The organism is Rhizobium subbaraonis (genome assembly GCF_900220975.1).
In the GTDB taxonomy this organism is placed as follows: Bacteria; Pseudomonadota; Alphaproteobacteria; order Rhizobiales; family Rhizobiaceae; genus Mycoplana; species Mycoplana subbaraonis.
Genome location: NZ_OBQD01000003.1, coordinates 296,877 through 312,903 on the forward strand (window position 1 = coordinate 296,877; position 16,027 = coordinate 312,903).

General features: G+C 64.0%; 11 protein-coding genes. 6 read left to right on the plus strand and 5 right to left on the minus strand.

Translation table 11 applies throughout. The annotated features are described in order from the left end of the window. The first annotated feature begins 79 nt into the window (after positions 1 to 79). Positions 80 to 937, plus strand: a complete 858-nt coding sequence (locus tag CRO48_RS05805) for a LysR family transcriptional regulator (RefSeq protein WP_097137203.1) — start codon at positions 80 to 82, stop codon at positions 935 to 937. Between the two features lie 3 nt (positions 938 to 940). On the opposite strand, the gene CRO48_RS05810 is transcribed toward CRO48_RS05805, so the two are convergent. After that, a complete protein-coding gene (locus CRO48_RS05810) occupies positions 941 to 1,996 on the minus strand; it encodes a threonine aldolase family protein (protein ID WP_097137205.1) in 1,056 nt (351 codons plus the stop codon). A gap of 539 nt (positions 1,997 to 2,535) precedes the next feature. On the opposite strand from CRO48_RS05810, the gene gltB reads away from it, so the two are divergent. Genes gltB through CRO48_RS05820 form a run of 3 tightly spaced genes read left to right on the plus strand, consistent with a single transcriptional unit; the run spans position 2,536 to position 8,898 of the window. Then, positions 2,536 to 7,257 carry a glutamate synthase large subunit gene (gene gltB / locus CRO48_RS05815; RefSeq protein ID WP_097137207.1) on the plus strand — a complete coding sequence of 1,574 codons (4,722 nt, stop codon included), beginning with the start codon at positions 2,536 to 2,538 and terminating at the stop codon, positions 7,255 to 7,257. Beyond that, a complete protein-coding gene (locus CRO48_RS32075; protein WP_176526663.1) occupies positions 7,254 to 7,424 on the plus strand; it encodes a hypothetical protein in 171 nt (56 codons plus the stop codon). Before gltB ends, CRO48_RS32075 begins: the two co-directional genes overlap by 4 nt. A 16-nt stretch (positions 7,425 to 7,440) precedes the next feature. Next, positions 7,441 to 8,898, plus strand: a complete 1,458-nt coding sequence (locus CRO48_RS05820; protein ID WP_097137209.1) for a glutamate synthase subunit beta — start codon at positions 7,441 to 7,443, stop codon at positions 8,896 to 8,898. Between the two features lie 339 nt (positions 8,899 to 9,237). On the opposite strand, the gene CRO48_RS05825 is transcribed toward CRO48_RS05820, so the two are convergent. The 3 genes from CRO48_RS05825 to CRO48_RS05835 form a co-directional block, all read right to left on the minus strand. Continuing rightward, positions 9,238 to 9,639 (minus strand): VOC family protein, encoded by a 402-nt coding sequence (locus CRO48_RS05825; protein WP_097137211.1) that lies wholly within the window; start codon positions 9,637 to 9,639, stop codon positions 9,238 to 9,240. Beyond that, the gene (locus tag CRO48_RS05830) at positions 9,629 to 10,858 is read right to left on the minus strand and encodes an SGNH/GDSL hydrolase family protein (protein WP_245423437.1); all 1,230 of its coding nucleotides are present in this window, start codon (positions 10,856 to 10,858) and stop codon (positions 9,629 to 9,631) included. Before CRO48_RS05830 ends, CRO48_RS05825 begins: the two co-directional genes overlap by 11 nt. 149 nt (positions 10,859 to 11,007) lie before the next feature. Next, positions 11,008 to 12,228: a lytic murein transglycosylase gene (locus tag CRO48_RS05835; RefSeq protein ID WP_097137215.1), complete on the minus strand. Its 1,221-nt coding sequence runs from the start codon at positions 12,226 to 12,228 to the stop codon at positions 11,008 to 11,010. A gap of 202 nt (positions 12,229 to 12,430) precedes the next feature. Here CRO48_RS05835 and galU point away from each other — a divergent pair, with 202 nt between their 5' ends. Further along, positions 12,431 to 13,318 carry a UTP--glucose-1-phosphate uridylyltransferase GalU gene (galU, locus tag CRO48_RS05840; RefSeq protein ID WP_097137216.1) on the plus strand — a complete coding sequence of 296 codons (888 nt, stop codon included), beginning with the start codon at positions 12,431 to 12,433 and terminating at the stop codon, positions 13,316 to 13,318. Between the two features lie 79 nt (positions 13,319 to 13,397). Here galU and CRO48_RS05845 read toward each other — a convergent pair whose 3' ends face one another. Then, positions 13,398 to 14,873, minus strand: coding sequence for an outer membrane beta-barrel protein (locus CRO48_RS05845; protein ID WP_097137218.1), 1,476 nt, complete (start codon positions 14,871 to 14,873; stop codon positions 13,398 to 13,400). A 139-nt stretch (positions 14,874 to 15,012) separates the two neighbouring features. Between CRO48_RS05845 and CRO48_RS05850 the strand changes: the two genes are divergently transcribed. Beyond that, entirely contained in the window at positions 15,013 to 16,008 is a 996-nt protein-coding gene (locus CRO48_RS05850) for a KpsF/GutQ family sugar-phosphate isomerase (protein WP_097137220.1), read from the plus strand. Positions 16,009 to 16,027 lie beyond the last annotated feature (19 nt).

Consider the following 16,027-nt stretch of genomic DNA (forward strand, 5'->3'; position numbering starts at 1 on the left):
CTTGGAAAATCGCGGTTTACTCCTCGCCCATCATGAAACAGAATGCAAACACTAACAGTTATCACGAATCTGGATAACCATGCTGAACCTGACCCACCTCAACAGCTTCGTCATGCTGCGCCAGACCGGAAGCTTCACCGCAGCGGCCGCCCGCCTCGGCGTCGGCCAGTCGACGGTGACGCAGCATATCCAGCGGCTGGAAAAGTCCCTGGGGTGCCAGCTCGTCCTGCGCGACACGCACCAGGTGCGGCTGACGGGCGAAGGGGAGGCGCTGCTCGGCTATGCGCAGGGCATGCTGGAGCTGGACGGCAAGGTCACAGCCCTTTTCGGTGAGGGGCGGCTTCGCGGGCGCTTGCGGCTCGGGGTTTCCGAAGATCTGGTAGCCAACCGCCTGACGGCCATTCTCGAGGATTTCGCCCGCCTGCATCCGCTTGTCGATCTGGAGCTGACGGTGGCGCTGAGCGCTGTGCTCTACCAGATGCAGGACGTGGGCGAACTCGATCTGGTGCTGGCCAAGCGGCATCTCGGCGAAAGCCGTGGCCAGCTGCTTTATCGGGAACCGCTCGTCTGGCTGGCGCGCGACCCGGAGCTGATCCTGTCACGGGGCGGCGCGGTGCCGCTCCTGACCTTTCCCGCTCCAAGCATCACCCGCAGGGCCGCACAGGAGGCGTTGGATCGGGGACAGGTCCCCTGGCGGATCGTGTGCACATGCGGCAGCCTGAGCGGGCTGACGGCTGCCGCGCGCGCCGGCATGGGCATTCTGGTCCAGCCGCGCAGCATGGCGCCGCCGGGCTTGAAGGAATTCACCGCGGGACGGTTGCCCCGGCTCGACGACGTGGAGTTCGTGCTGGTGCCGAGCCGCAACGCGGATGCTGCGCTGACGGCGGCGCTTTCGCGCCTGATCGTTGCCCGCATCGCGCCGTCCGCTCATCAGTAGGCGTCATTCCCCCGTGCAGATCGACAGGAAGGCGTCCACTTCCCGGGCCGTCGTCGCATAGCTCGTGACAAGCCGGATCATCGTCTCGTCGGTTGCGAGTTCGTCCTTGATCGCAGCGGTTGCGGGCCAGTCGTAGAAGACGGCCCCCTGATCTCGCAGCGCCCGAAGCCTTGCGTTCTTGAGGATCGCGAACACTTCGTTGGAGCCTGTCGGCCAGGCGAGGCGCGCGTCGTGCGTCGAGACGAGCCCCGCGGCCAGCCGGGACGCCATGGCATTGGCATGCCGGGCAAGCTCCAGCCACAGCCCGTCGCGCAGATAGGCGTCGAACTGCGCGGCTATGAAACGCGATTTCGAAAACAGCTGCGCGGAACGCTTGCGCAGGTAGTGCATCTCGCGGGCGCGGCCAGGATCGAACAGGACCAGAGCCTCGGCGCACCAGCAGCCGTTCTTGGTGCCGCCGAAGGACAGGATGTCGACGCCGCGCTTCCAGGTCATTTCGGCCGGTGTGGCGCCGAGCGTGACGAGCGCATTGGCAAAACGGGCGCCATCCATATGCAGCGGCAAGCCCGCCTTGCGTGCGACCTCGCCGATGGCGCCGATCTGGTCGAGCGAATAGACGGTTCCGGCTTCCGTTGCCTGGGTGATCGTGACGGCGACGGGCTGGCCGCCATGAACGACGCCTGGCGGGAAGCGGGCGATGGCCGTCGCCAGGGCGTCGGGCGCCATCCTGCCCTGCGGGCCTGTCACGGGCACGAGCTTCGCGCCGCTTGTGAAAAATTCGGGGGCGTTGCACTCGTCCATGTTCACATGGGCTTCGGCATGACAGAAGATCTGGCCGCCGGGTCGGTTGCAGCTTGCAAGCGCCAGCGAATTGGCCGCGGTACCGGTGCCGACGAAGAAGACGGCGACATCGCGCTCGAAGATTTCGCTGAAGCGGTGCTCCACCTTCTTGTCGAGTTCGCTTGCGCCATAGGCCGGTGCGTGGCCCTCAGCGGCTTCGGCAAGGCCGCGCACGATGTTCGGATGGGCGCCGGCCCAGTTGTCTGAGGCAAAATGCATGTAAAAGATCCCGGTCGCGCCGGCTCCGCTTCTCGTCGATGTCAGGCGACCATAGCCCAGCGGCCCGCGCGTTCAACCGGTTTGGCGGGGCGGGAGCGGTTGTGGAAGATTTTGAAATTATATGACTCCACGGAATTGCTGGGCGTAATAAAATTTCAAAACCCGTGAAAGGCTGGCAATCTTTCGTCCCGCAATGCTATTTATTTGTCTGAACGCCCTTGCGACGGTTCTGTCTTTCTGGCATAGAGCCAATGAAATAGGACAGTCTTGCTGTCCTATTTCGGTCAGGGGGCCGACGAAAGCCGGTTTTTCGCGCAAGCGCGATGCCGGCGAATGCGCCTGCGGTGCGGATCGGATTTCGATCGGCGGCAGGGCGGACGGGACGGTCACTGATGTCGAAGCCCTGTCGGCCGGACGTCATTTGCCGCTGATAGGGTTCATGCAACGAACATGCCCGCGGGGCCGGATTGCAAGGATGCAGCTGGTCGGCACGCGGGCAAAAGCCTGCCCGCAGTATCCGGGCCACAGGAGGGAAGACGATGTCGGATTTCGCATCGAAGAGTTTTGGTCCTGACCGCGCGCAAAAGGCTGCGACGGACGCCAAAGCGACGGCGCGACGAGCCGGTCTTCCCAAAAGGCAGGGTCTCTATGATCCTCGCAACGAGCATGACGCCTGCGGCGTGGGCTTCGTCGCGCATCTCAAGGGGCAGAAGTCGCACCAGATCGTCCGCGACGGCCTCTTCATGCTCGAAAACCTCACCCATCGCGGCGCGGTCGGCGCTGATCCGCTGATGGGCGATGGCGCGGGCATTCTCGTCCAGATTCCGGATCGCTTCTTCCGCGAGGAAATGGCCAAGCAGGGGATCACCCTGCCGAAGGCCGGCGAATACGCGGTCGGGCACATCTTCATGCCGCAGGACGAGACGCTGATCGCCCATTTCAAGAAGGTGATCGCCGATGTCGTCGCCGAAGAGGGCCAGGTCCTGCTCGGCTACCGTGACGTGCCGGTCGACAATGCATCCCTGTCCAAGGCGCCTGACATTGCCGCGACCGAGCCGCGCCATGTGCAGATCTTCGTCGGTGCCGGCCGCGACGCCGCGACCACGGCCGAGTTCGAGCGCCGCCTCTTCACGCTGCGCAAGGTGATCTCCAACCGCATCTATGACGAGTACGAGGGCGAGGAGAGCGGATTCTACCCGGTTTCGCTGTCGTCTTCGACGATCGTCTACAAGGGCATGTTCCTGGCCTACCAGGTCGGCGCCTACTACAAGGACCTTGCCGATCCGCGCTTCGAAAGTGCCGTCGCACTGGTGCACCAGCGTTTCTCGACCAACACCTTCCCGTCGTGGAAGCTGGCCCATCCCTACCGCATGGTCGCCCACAACGGCGAGATCAACACGCTGCGCGGCAACGTCAACTGGATGGCCGCCCGCCAGGCTTCGGTCTCCTCGCCCCTGTTCGGCGACGACATCACCAAGCTCTGGCCGATCTCCTACGAGGGGCAATCGGACACGGCCTGTTTCGATAACGCGCTCGAGTTTCTGATCCGCGGTGGCTATTCCATGGCGCATGCGGTGATGATGCTGATCCCGGAAGCCTGGGCCGGCAACCAGTTGATGTCGTCCGAGCGCAAGGCGTTCTACGAGTATCATGCCGCGCTGATGGAGCCGTGGGACGGTCCTGCCGCCGTGGCGTTTACCGACGGCAAGCAGATCGGCGCGACGCTCGACCGCAACGGCCTGCGTCCGGCCCGCTACATCGTTACCGACGACGACCGCGTCATTCTCGCCTCCGAAGCGGGCACGCTGCCCGTCAAGGAAGAGAACATCGTCCGCAAGTGGCGCCTGCAGCCGGGCAAGATGCTGCTGATCGACATGGAGAAGGGCCGCATCATTTCCGACGAGGAAGTGAAGCACGAGCTGGCCGCCAAGCATCCCTACCGCGAATGGCTGGACAACACCCAGCTGATCCTCGAGGAGCTGCGGCCGGTCGAGCCGCGCGCGCTGCGCCGCGACGTCTCGCTGCTCGACCGCCAGCAGGCCTTCGGCTACACGCTCGAGGACACCAAGCTCTTGATGTCGCCGATGGCGACGACGGGGCAGGAGGCTATCGGTTCGATGGGGACCGACACGCCGATCTCGGCGATGTCGGACAAGACCAAGCTGCTCTACACCTATTTCAAGCAGAACTTCGCCCAGGTCACCAACCCGCCGATCGACCCGATCCGCGAGGAACTGGTGATGAGCCTTGTTTCCTTCATCGGTCCACGGCCGAACATCCTCGACCATGAGGGTGCGGCCCATGCCAAGCGCATGGAAGTGCGTCAGCCGATCCTGACCAACGGGGATCTGGAGAAGATCCGCTCGATCGGTCATACGGAAGATCGCTTCGACACCAAGACGCTCGACTTCACCTACGACATCTCGCGCGGGGCGGAAGCCATGCCGGAGATGCTCGACCGACTGTGCGAGCGCGCCGAGGCGGCTGTGAAGGGCGGCTACAACATCATCGTGCTCTCCGACCGCCAGATCGGCCCGGACCGCGTCGCGATCCCGGCGCTGCTGGCAACGGCTGCCGTCCACCATCACCTGATCCGCAAGGGGTTGCGCACCTCGGTCGGTCTGGTGGTGGAATCGGGCGAGCCGCGCGAGGTGCACCATTTCTGCCTGCTCGCCGGCTACGGCGCGGAAGCAATCAATCCCTATCTCGCCTTCGACACGCTCACCGACATGCACAAGAAGGGCGAGTTCCCGAAGGAGGTCGATGAGGGCGAAGTCGTCTATCGCTATATCAAGGCGGTCGGAAAGGGCATCCTGAAGGTCATGTCCAAGATGGGCATCTCGACCTACCAGTCCTATTGCGGCGCGCAGATTTTCGACGCCATCGGCCTGTCCTCGGCGCTGGTCGACAAGTACTTCTTCGGCACCGCGACGACCATCGAGGGCATCGGGCTGGAAGAGATCGCCAAGGAAACGGTTGCCCGCCACAAGGCCGCCTTCGGTCGCGATCCGATCCTTGCCAACACGCTCGAGATCGGCGGGGAGTATGCCTTCCGTATGCGCGGCGAGGACCATGCCTGGACGCCCGACGTCGTTGCCTCGCTGCAGCATGCGGTGCGCGGCAACGCACAGGATCGTTACAAGGAGTTCGCCGAAATGGTGAACGCCTCGGCCCTGCGCATGAACACCATCCGTGGCCTGTTCTCGCTCAAGGATGCGTCCGCCTGGGGTCGCAAGCCGATCCCGGTCGAGGAGGTCGAATCCGCAGCCGACATCGTCAAGCGCTTCTCAACGGGCGCGATGTCCTTCGGCTCGATTTCGAGAGAGGCGCATACGACGCTTGCGATTGCCATGAACCGGATCGGCGGCAAGTCGAACACCGGCGAAGGCGGTGAGGAAGCCGACCGTTACACCCCGCTTGCCGACGGTTCGATGAACCCGGAGCGTTCGGCGATCAAGCAGGTTGCTTCCGGCCGCTTCGGCGTGACCACCGAGTACCTGGTCAATGCCGACATGCTGCAAATCAAGGTGGCGCAGGGCGCCAAGCCCGGCGAGGGCGGCCAGCTGCCCGGCCACAAGGTCGATGCGACGATCGCCAAGACCCGGCACTCGACGCCGGGCGTCGGCCTGATCTCGCCGCCGCCGCACCATGACATCTATTCGATCGAAGACCTGGCGCAGCTGATCTACGACCTGAAGAACGTCAACCCGCAAGCCGACGTCTCGGTCAAGCTCGTCTCGGAAGTGGGTGTCGGCACCGTGGCTGCCGGCGTCGCCAAGGCGCGCGCCGACCACATCACCGTATCCGGCTTCGACGGTGGCACCGGCGCCTCGCCGCTGACCTCGCTGAAGCATGCGGGCTCGCCCTGGGAGATCGGCCTTGCCGAGACCCATCAGACGCTGGTGCTGAACGGCCTGCGTTCGCGCGTCGCCCTGCAGGTCGACGGCGGCCTGAAGACCGGCCGCGACGTGATTGTCGGCGCGCTGCTGGGGGCCGACGAGTTCGGCTTTGCGACCGCGCCTTTGATCGCGGCCGGCTGCATCATGATGCGCAAGTGCCACCTCAACACCTGTCCCGTCGGCGTCGCCACGCAGGATCCGGTTCTGCGCAAGCGCTTCAAGGGAACGCCGGAGCACGTGGTCAACTACTTCTTCTTCGTTGCCGAGGAAGTGCGCGAGATCCTGGCCTCGCTCGGCGTGCGCAAGCTCGACGAGATCATCGGCCAGTCCGAACTTCTGGAGAAGGAACGGCTGATCACCCACTGGAAGTCGCAGGGTCTCGACTTCAGCCGCATCTTCCACAAGGTCGATGCACCGAAGGAAGCGACCTACTGGACGGAACGTCAGAATCATCCGATCCACGATATTCTCGACCGCACGCTGATCGAAAAGGCGAGGCCGGCGCTCGAAAGCAAGACGCCGACCGCCTTCGAGGTGGACATCAAGAACGTCGATCGTTCGGTTGGCGCGATGCTGTCCGGTGAGGTCGCCAAGCGTTACGGCCACAAGGGTCTCAAGGACGACACCATCACGGTGCGCCTGAACGGCACGGCCGGACAGTCGTTCGCCGCCTTCCTGGCGCGCGGCATCACCTTCGACCTCGTGGGCGCCGGCAATGACTATGTCGCCAAGGGCCTGTCTGGCGGAAGGATCGTCGTCCGTCCGCCGGAAACCTCGAAGACGGTTGCGGCGGAGTCCATCATCGTCGGCAACACCGTGCTCTACGGCGCGATCTCGGGCGAATGCTACTTCAACGGCGTGGCCGGCGAGCGCTTCGCCGTGCGCAACTCCGGTGCCGTGGCGGTCGTCGAGGGCGTGGGCGACCACGGCTGCGAATACATGACCGGCGGTGTCGTCGTCGTCATCGGCCAGACGGGCCGCAACTTTGCGGCCGGCATGTCGGGCGGCGTCGCCTACGTGCTGGACGAGGAAGGCGATTTCGCCCGCCGCTGCAACATGGCGATGGTCGAGCTGCAGCCCGTTCCCGAAGAAGACGACATGCTGGAGAAGCTGCACCATCACGGCGGCGACCTGATGCACAAGGGACGCGTCGACGTCTCCGGCGACATGACGCGACACGACGAGGAGCGCCTTTACCAGCTCATTTCGAACCACCTGCACTACACCGGCTCGAAACGCGCCAAGGACATTCTGGACAACTGGGCGGACTACCGTCCGAAGTTCCGCAAGGTCATGCCGGTCGAGTACCGGCGCGCGCTCGAGGAGATGGAGCGCATGAACATGGCCGAAGCGGCGGAATGAATGGCCGCACGGCCATCGTTCATCGGGTGATTTCCGTCGGCATCGCGGCCGCCGTCCCGGCGGCCGTCCTCTGGGTGAACGGCGAAATCGGTTTGGAATTCATCGTACTGGGCGCGGCAATCGGATTTGCCTACTGGTACTGGGGGCCCTCGGTCCCCCCGCTATGAAGTGAGGATTAAGCTCGTGGGTAAGGTTACAGGGTTTATGGAAATCGATCGGCAGGTCGCAAAGTACCAGCCGGCGTCGGATCGCATTCGCCACTTCCGCGAATTCACGATCCCCATGTCGGACCAGGAAGTCCAGAAGCAGGCGGCGCGCTGCATGGATTGCGGCATTCCCTACTGCCATGGCCCGACGGGATGTCCGGTGCACAACCAGATCCCGGACTGGAACGACCTCGTCTACAGCGGCAACTGGGAACTGGCGATCCGCAACCTGCATTCGACCAACAACTTCCCGGAGTTTACCGGCCGCGTCTGCCCCGCTCCTTGCGAGGAGGCCTGCACGCTGAACCTGGAGGACATGCCGGTCGCCATCAAGACCGTCGAGCAGGCGATCGCCGACAAGGCCTACGAGATGGGCTACATCGTGCCGCAGCCGGCGACGGTGAAGACCAGCAAGAAGGTTGCCGTCATCGGCTCCGGCCCGGCCGGCATGGCGGCAGCGCAGCAACTGGCGCGTGCCGGCCACGAGGTGCACGTGTTCGAGCGTGAATCCAAGCCCGGCGGCCTGCTGCGCTACGGCATTCCCGACTTCAAGATGGAGAAGAACTTCATCGACCGCCGCGTCGAGCAGATGCGTGGCGAAGGCGTCAACTTCCATTGCGGCGTCAATGTCGGCGTGGACAAGAAGATGGACGAGCTTCTGAGCGAGTTCGACGCCGTGCTCTATTGCGGCGGTTCGGAAACGCCGCGTGACGCAGGTATTCCGGGCGTGGAATTCGTGGGCGTTCACGACGCGATGCCCTACCTCGTCCAGCAGAACCGCCGCGTTGGCCGTGAGAACGTCGACAGCGTCGGCTGGCCTTCGGACCCGATCCTTGCCGGCGGCAAGCATGTCGTCGTCGTCGGTGGCGGCGACACGGCGTCGGACTGCGTCGGCACTGCCTTCCGTCAGGGGGCCGTGAAGGTCACCCAGCTCGACATTCGTCCCCAGCCGCCGGAAAAGGAAGACAAGCTCGCCGTCTGGCCTTTCTGGGCGACGAAGATGCGCACCTCGTCCTCGCAGGCCGAGGGTGCAGTGCGCGAATTCCAGGTGGGCACGCTCGAGTTCGTCAGCGACGAGGACGGCGTTCTGACGGGCGTCAAGTGCTGCCAGGTGGACGAGCGCCGCAAGCCGATCGCCGGCACGGAGTTCATCATCAAGGCCGACCTCGCCTTCATCGCCATCGGCTTCCGCGGCCCCTTCACCGACAGCGTCCTGAGGGACCTCGGTGACCGGCTGACGATCCATACCGACAAGCGCGGCTCCTCCAACGTCGTCGCGAACGAGCGCGACTACAAGACCTCGGTCGACAAGCTGTGGACGGCAGGCGACATCCGCCGCGGTCAGTCGCTGGTCGTCTGGGCGATCCGGGAAGGCCGTCAGGCGGCGCGTGCGATCGACGAAGAGTTGATGGGCTCGACCACCCTGCCGCGCTGAGCGAGCGGACCGGCAAGCCATCGAAAGAACCGACCCCGCAGCGCCTAGGCCTGCGGGGTCATGCTTTTGTGGCCGTCGCTCTCCCTCCATCGACGGGAATGTGCAGGGACGATGACGATAGTCCGTGTCGACGCGCAGCCCTCCGCATTCCGTCATCCCTGACTTGATCCGGGGTTTCAGCCGCGCCGCGTTGGCGGTGCGGAAAATGCTTCATCGCGCAAGGTCTTGCGCGACGGCATGCTGGATCAAGTCGGGCATAACGGAGAGGGGAGTGTTCAGTGCATATGGCGATGATGATCGTGTTGCCTGAGCGGCGCGCGCCTGCAAAGGCGGCAGCGTTCAGCTGGCAAAGGCAACGAGATTGCCGTCCGGATCGGCGACGATGATCGTCTTTGTGCCCCATTCCTCGGTGCGCAATGGCTGGTGGAACAGGGCGCCTGAGGCCTCGAACTCCGCGGCAAGCTGTTGGGCGTCCTCGACGATGATCGTGGCGCTCAGCGCGTCCTCCTCGCGGGCGCGGAATTCGGAATCAAACGGCAGGCGCTCCACATGCCGCAGGTTCATCTGCACCCCGTCGCGGAAGACCTGCGCATAATAAGGCGGGTCGCCATAAACGAAGGCGACGGTGAAGCCGAGCCTTTCGCCATAATATTCGCAGGCCGCCTCGATGTCGCTGACATACAGTTGCGGTTCGATTGCCAGGAATGTCGAGCGGCCGGGGGCTGCATTGTCATCTGCCATTTGTCAGTCCTGTTTTTGCGGAAGCCCCTGTTGGCGCAATCGCCGGGCGCAGCTTGTTCAATCTGAAATCGTCCACGCGGCCGGCCGGTGCCTCGGCGAATTCGCCCTTTTCTACCATGCGGTCGCGGGGGCTGCGGCCGCTTGCCCTATCCGGTTCCGCCCCGCCGAGCAGGACGAGGCCGCCGTCGAGCGTTGGGTCGGTCAGGCTGATCGGCTGGGTCTTCAGGATATCGGCCGGATCTGCGGGGGCGGTCACCAGCTGGTCGGAGACCGCTTCGCCGCCCTGCGGCTGTCCGTCGATCGTCATCGCATCGCCGAGAATCCGGCGAATGTCCTTTTCGACATAGAAGGCGAGCTTGCGCTTGCCGGCCTTGGTCATCGAGACGCCGTCGGAACCGCGCAGGCGAACCTGCTGACCGTTGATGTCGGAGCCGGTCACGACGTATTTGCCGTCCTCGTCGACGAAGCCGTCCCAGATGTCCACGAACGTGCCGCCGGCCTTTTCCACCGAGGCGCGATAGACCGTGTTGAAGGCGGACATGTCGGCCGTCATCGAGGCCGTCTGGAAGGCTGGCATGCCGACCCACAGAAGCGGCACGTCCTTCGCGCGGACGTCGGCTGCAAGCTTCGAGACGCGTCTTTCGTATTCCTCCGTCCAGGCATCGCTGCGGAACTTTTCCTTCACGCCGCCGGTGGTCATCATCTGGCGGTCGTTCGCCCCGACGCTGAAGACGACGACGGCCGGCTTGACCTCATCGATCATGGCCGGCAATTCCCGCTCCCAGTTGAAGTAGTCCTGCCGGACAAGGCCTGACGATCCGTTGGCGCGTGCGTCGATCGTCACGCCCGGCATCTGTGCGAAAGCCTCGGTCAGGCCGTCACCGATGCCGCTCGCGACGAAATCGCCGACGACGAGAACTTTGCGGGCGTCTGCGAGCTTTTCCACCGCAAGAGGGACCACGGGCGCTGCCACCTGGGGTGCCCTGGCTTTTGGTTTCGGCTTTTCGTTCCTGGCCTGGGAACGCCTCGGCTGCGGGCGCTGCTGCAGTTGCGGCTGTTGCTGTGCCTGTGGCCTGCGGCGGAAGCCGCCGAAGAGGAAGTCGAGGACGGAGCGTCGCTGCACGCGTTCCTGCGCCACCGCATCCGAATAGACTGCCGCCGGAGGCACGGCCATGGCCAGGCAGGTCAGAAGCAGAAGCAGATGGCGAATACGTCCCATGCGCGATGGGGCTCCTCTGGCGGTCGGGGCACGATCCGACGTTGTCATGGCGCGATCATGGCAAATTGCACCCGATCAGGAAAGCGCGGAGGCAAAAAACGACGGGCGCCGTTTGGCGCCCGCGGTCAGCATTGTCGGTTTTTGGTGGATTACTTCCGCAATGCCTGCAGGAGCTGCGTGCTCGGCTGGCCGTCCGCTGCCAGGCCAAGGCGGCTTTGCACGGCCTGGATGGCAGCCTTGGAGCCGGAGCCCAGGTTGCCGTCGACCTCGCCGTCATAATAGCCGAGTTCCTTCAGGCGCGACTGCAGCTCGAACTTCTCCGTGATATCGAGCGTACCCTCCGGGCGCGGCCAGCGCTGCTTGACCCCGCCATAGCCGGCGAGCTGATCTGCCAGCATGCCGACGCCCATAGCGTAGGAGTTGGAGGCGTTGTAGCGCTTGATGACGAAGAAGTTGCGCGTCATCAGGAAGGCGGGGCCGCTGGCGCCGGCCGGCATCAGCAGTTCGGCGCGGTCGCCGCCGGCCTTGAAGCCGCTGCCGCTCGGGCGCTTGAAGCCGAGCTTCTGCCACTGGGCCAAGGTCTTGGTCTGGCCCTCGTAGGCGCTGCCGCCGGACGGGACCATGACCTCGTAGCCCCAGGTCTTGCCCGGCTGCCAGCCGTTCTTGCTCAGGAGATTCGCCGCGGTCGCCAGCGCGTCCGGCACAGAATTCCAGATATCGCGGTGGCCGTTACCATCGGCATCGACGGCATAGAGCAGGTAGCTGGAGGGGATGAACTGGGTGTGGCCCATGGCGCCGGCCCAGGAACCGGTCATCTGAGCGGCAGAGATATCGCCATTCTGGATGATTTTCAGTGCGGCGATCAACTGGGTGCGGGCAAACTTGGCCCGTTTCGGGTCGCCGTAGGCAAGCGTCGCAAGCGCGCGCGGCACGTAGTGCAGCCTGTCTTCCTTGGCCAGGACGGCGCCATAGTTCGATTCCATCGACCAGATGGCGAGCAGCACGTTGCGATCGACGCCGTAGCGCTTCTCGACGGCGGCAAGCGTGCGCCCGTATTTATGGGCCATGTCCTGACCGATGCGGACGGTGTAGGGGTTTACGCGGGAATCAAGATAATCCCAGATCTTGTGCTTGAATTCCGGCTGGTAGGCCGCCTTTTCCAGAACGTCGCGATCAGGAGTCTTGACGCCCTTGAAGGCCTGTTGGTAGGTCGATTTCGAAATGCCGCTCTTTGCTGCCGTCGCATAAAAATTGGCGATCCATTGCTGAAAGCCGGCATCTGCACGTGCAGCCGTCGGAGCGAGCAGCGTGGCGGAGACAAAGAGGGCGAGAGCGGAGCGGAGGAGCCTGGACTTGCTAAGCTGAAACATCGGTCGTTGGTTCCGTCTTTCGAATTTTCGACAGGGCGGAGCGGTAAGCTTCCGGTGGAAAGCCAAGCTTACAGACATGAAGTCAACAAATTCTTTACCATGGAATTCGCTGCGCGTCTCTCTTTGCAAATTGATAGCAAATTGAAACTAATGCAGGACATGACATGCCCGCGATGAATGTGGGCCCACAACGAGGTTTATGATGGCCGAAAAACGCAAGGTTAGAAAAGCAGTGTTCCCGGTTGCGGGACTTGGGACCCGTTTCCTTCCCGCCACCAAGGCGGTTCCGAAGGAAATGCTGACCGTCGTCGACCGACCTGTCATCCAGTACGTAGTCGATGAGGCACTCGAGGCCGGCATCGAGCACCTGATCTTCGTGACCGGCCGCAGCAAGGCTGTGATCGAGGACTATTTCGATATCCAGGTCGAGCTGGAGCAGACGCTGCGCCAGCGCAACAAGACTGCCGAGCTGACGCTTCTGGAAAGCATTCTTCCGGTCGCCGGCTCCACCAGCTTCACCCGTCAGCAGGAGCCCCTCGGGCTTGGCCATGCCGTCTGGTGTGCACGCGATCTCGTCGGCAACGAGCCCTTCGCGCTGCTTCTCCCCGACATGATCATGAAGGCGCCGAAGGGCTGCCTTTCGGGCATGGTGGAGCTCTATGAGCACGACGGCGGCAACGTCATCGCTGTAGAAGAGTGCGCGCCGGACCAGGCGCACAAGTACGGCATCGTCGGTGTCGGCGAAAAGGTCGGCGACGGTCACCGGATCACGCAGATGGTTGAGAAGCCCGCTCCGGGCACTGCGCCGTCGAACTTCTTCATCAACGGCCGCTACATCCTGCAGCCGGAGATCTTTAAGATCCTCGAGACGCAGGAGCGTGGGGCCGGCAACGAGATCCAGTTGACCGACGCTATGGTGAAGCTTCTGAAGGATCAGCCGTTCGCCGCCTATCAGTTCCGCGGCGAGACCTACGACTGTGGCGCCAAGGATGGCTTCATCCTCGCCAACGTCGCCTTCGCGCTGGCGCGTGCCGATATTCGCCCGCTGGTGGATGGCCCGATGCAGGCGATGCTGAAGAACCTCGGCTGAGGTTACGATCCGGTTCCGCGCTCCCTGGGGCGCGGAACCTTGCCCGGCAATCGTTTTGCCACTTCCGGTCGCGGCGGCATCAGCGACGCAGCACCAGTCCCAGGCCGGCGCGGGTCACGCTCGTGTCCGCCGTATTCTTCTGCGTCGTCAGCTCGTAGGAAACGTCGCCGCTGAGTGCCAGATAGCGATTGAAGTTCCAGGCCAGCCCCGTTCCGACGATATAGACATTCTGGTTCGACGACGAGGACGTCGGGAAATCGCGCCATTCGTAGGAACCCGTCAGGCGGGCCACGAGACTGCTGCGCACTTCCTGGGTGATTTCCGTGCTGGCGAGATAGGAAATATAGCCACTCTCGCCCGGCGTTGTGGAAGGCTCGATCGCCGTGCGCAGGCCGAGATTGACGTTGGTGCCGCGTTGCGGCGACCAGTCGACCGCACCATCGGCGGCAAAGGCGTTGATCGCCTTCAGCCGTTCGTCGTCGAAGGTCTGACGGTCGAAACCGATTCCGATTTCGCCGCGAAGCTTCTCGCCGAGATCGAATTCCAGCCCGGTGCGTCCGCCATAGAGATCGCCGGAGCGCGCATAGCCGGACGAATCGCGTTCGTCGTCGTAGCGGACGCGTCCACCGGAGCCCTCCACGAAGGGGATGAGAGCCGGCGAAAGTTTGTAGCCGATCCTCGCCGTCAGGATGCCGGTCCAGGTGTTGCGGTCGCTCTGCGACAGCTCCGATCCGTCTGAGAGCTTGACGTCGCCATAGGTCTCACGGTCCACCGTTGCGCCGAGCGTGCCGCGGATGAGGCCGAAATTGCGCTGGATGCGCGCGCCGGCGGCGTAGTTCTGCACGGCCGATTGCACCTGCGCGCCGGAGACCGCGTTCGGATCGGCCATGTCCTCGCGTTCGAGGCTGTAGCCAGCGGTCAGGTTGGCCGTCGTCTCGCCGGAGAGGTCAAGCCGCAGGTCGGCACCGATGTTGACTTCCGGCTCGGTGTTTTCGTTGCCGGAGAAGTTGCGTTCATAGGTGCCCGCGCCGTCGATGGTCAGCTGGTGGCGCGACCAGTCCGACGTCAGCGATCCCCTGAGCGTCGTGGTCGAAAAGCTGCGCGTGTCGGTCTCGTCACCGCTCTTGGTGCGTTCGTATCCGATGCCCTGCTCGATCGCAGGCCGCAGCAGGAACGTGCCGAGCATGATCCCGGAGGGTTCCTCCGAGTAGGGCAGGGATCCGTTGCGAAAACCATCGACCGATGAATTCGGCAGGTTCTGGCGACCGGCATCGGCGATCGCCTCGCTCGAAGCGATGCCGGCCTCCGGTGCCACGGGGGCGGATGGCGCGGGCTGGCCGTCCGAGGCGCCTTGCGGCGCAGTACTGGCCGCGACATCGAGCGCCTGCAGGCTTGCGTCGCTCGGCACCGATTCCACGCCCGGCGCGCCGGGCGCAGCCTCCTGCGCGAGCGCCTGCGAAGCGACAAGCAGGGTCGCAGCCAGAAGCGCGCCGACCGCTCGCCGCGGCGGCGCGTCTGGTCGCACCCGGATTTTCTTGTCGTGCTGATATGCCATGGCGATCGCAATGATTTTGAATTCCTAATCGAAGGTAAACCGATCTGGTTAACGTTCGGTTTCCGGGCGCACACACTGTGTGACGGCTGTCGGTTGTCCGTGAATGGACACGGGAAGGCAAAAGCGCTAACAGGCAGCCATGATCAAAAGACAAGCTCTCGTGGAAAGCAGCGGCGCGATCGCTTCTGCAATCCGAACCGTGGAAACCGAGCGCGCCGGCCTCGACGCGCTTTCGCGCGCCCTTTCCGGCTCGCTCTATGATGCGTTTTGCGAGGCGGTGCGGACCATCGCCGAGGCCCGGGGCCGGGTGATCGTCACCGGCATCGGCAAGTCAGGCCATATCGGCACCAAGATCGCCGCATCGCTTGCTTCCACCGGGACGCCCGCCTTCTTCGTGCATCCGGTCGAGGCCAATCACGGCGACCTCGGGATGATCGGGCCCGACGACGTGATCCTGGCCATGTCCTGGAGTGGAGAGACCTCCGAGCTGCAGGGGATCGTTTCCTATTCCCGGCGCTTTTCGATCCCGCTGATCGCCATCACCTCCGGCGAGCGCTCGGCGCTCTCGCGGGAGTCCGACATCGTGCTGTTGCTACCGAAGGTGCAGGAAGCCTGCCCGCATGGGCTGGCGCCGACCACCTCGACGCTGATGCAGCTTGCGCTCGGCGATGCGCTGGTCGTTGCCCTGCTCGAGGCGCGGGGCTTCACGGCCACCGACTTCAAGACGTTCCACCCGGGTGGCAAGCTGGGTGCGAGCCTGACCCATGTCGGCGACATCATGCATAGCGGCGAGAACATGCCGCTCGTGCCGCTCGGCACCTCCATGCCGGCGGCCGTGCTGCTGCTTTCGCAAAAGCACTACGGCTGCGTCGGCGTCGTCAACGATAGCGGCAAGCTGGTCGGTATCGTCACCGATGGTGACATCGCCCGCAACCTGTCGCGCAATCTCGCCGAGCTGAATGTCGATGACATCATGACGCGTGCGCCAAAGACGGTTCGCCCGACGACGCTTGCGACGGCTGCGCTCGGTCTCCTGAACCAGCACAACATCTCGGCCCTGATCGTGACCGACGAGACGTCCGCGCCCGTTGGCATCGTGCATTTCCACGATCTGCTGCGGATCGGGGTCGCCTGACCCGTCTCCCTTCGACATG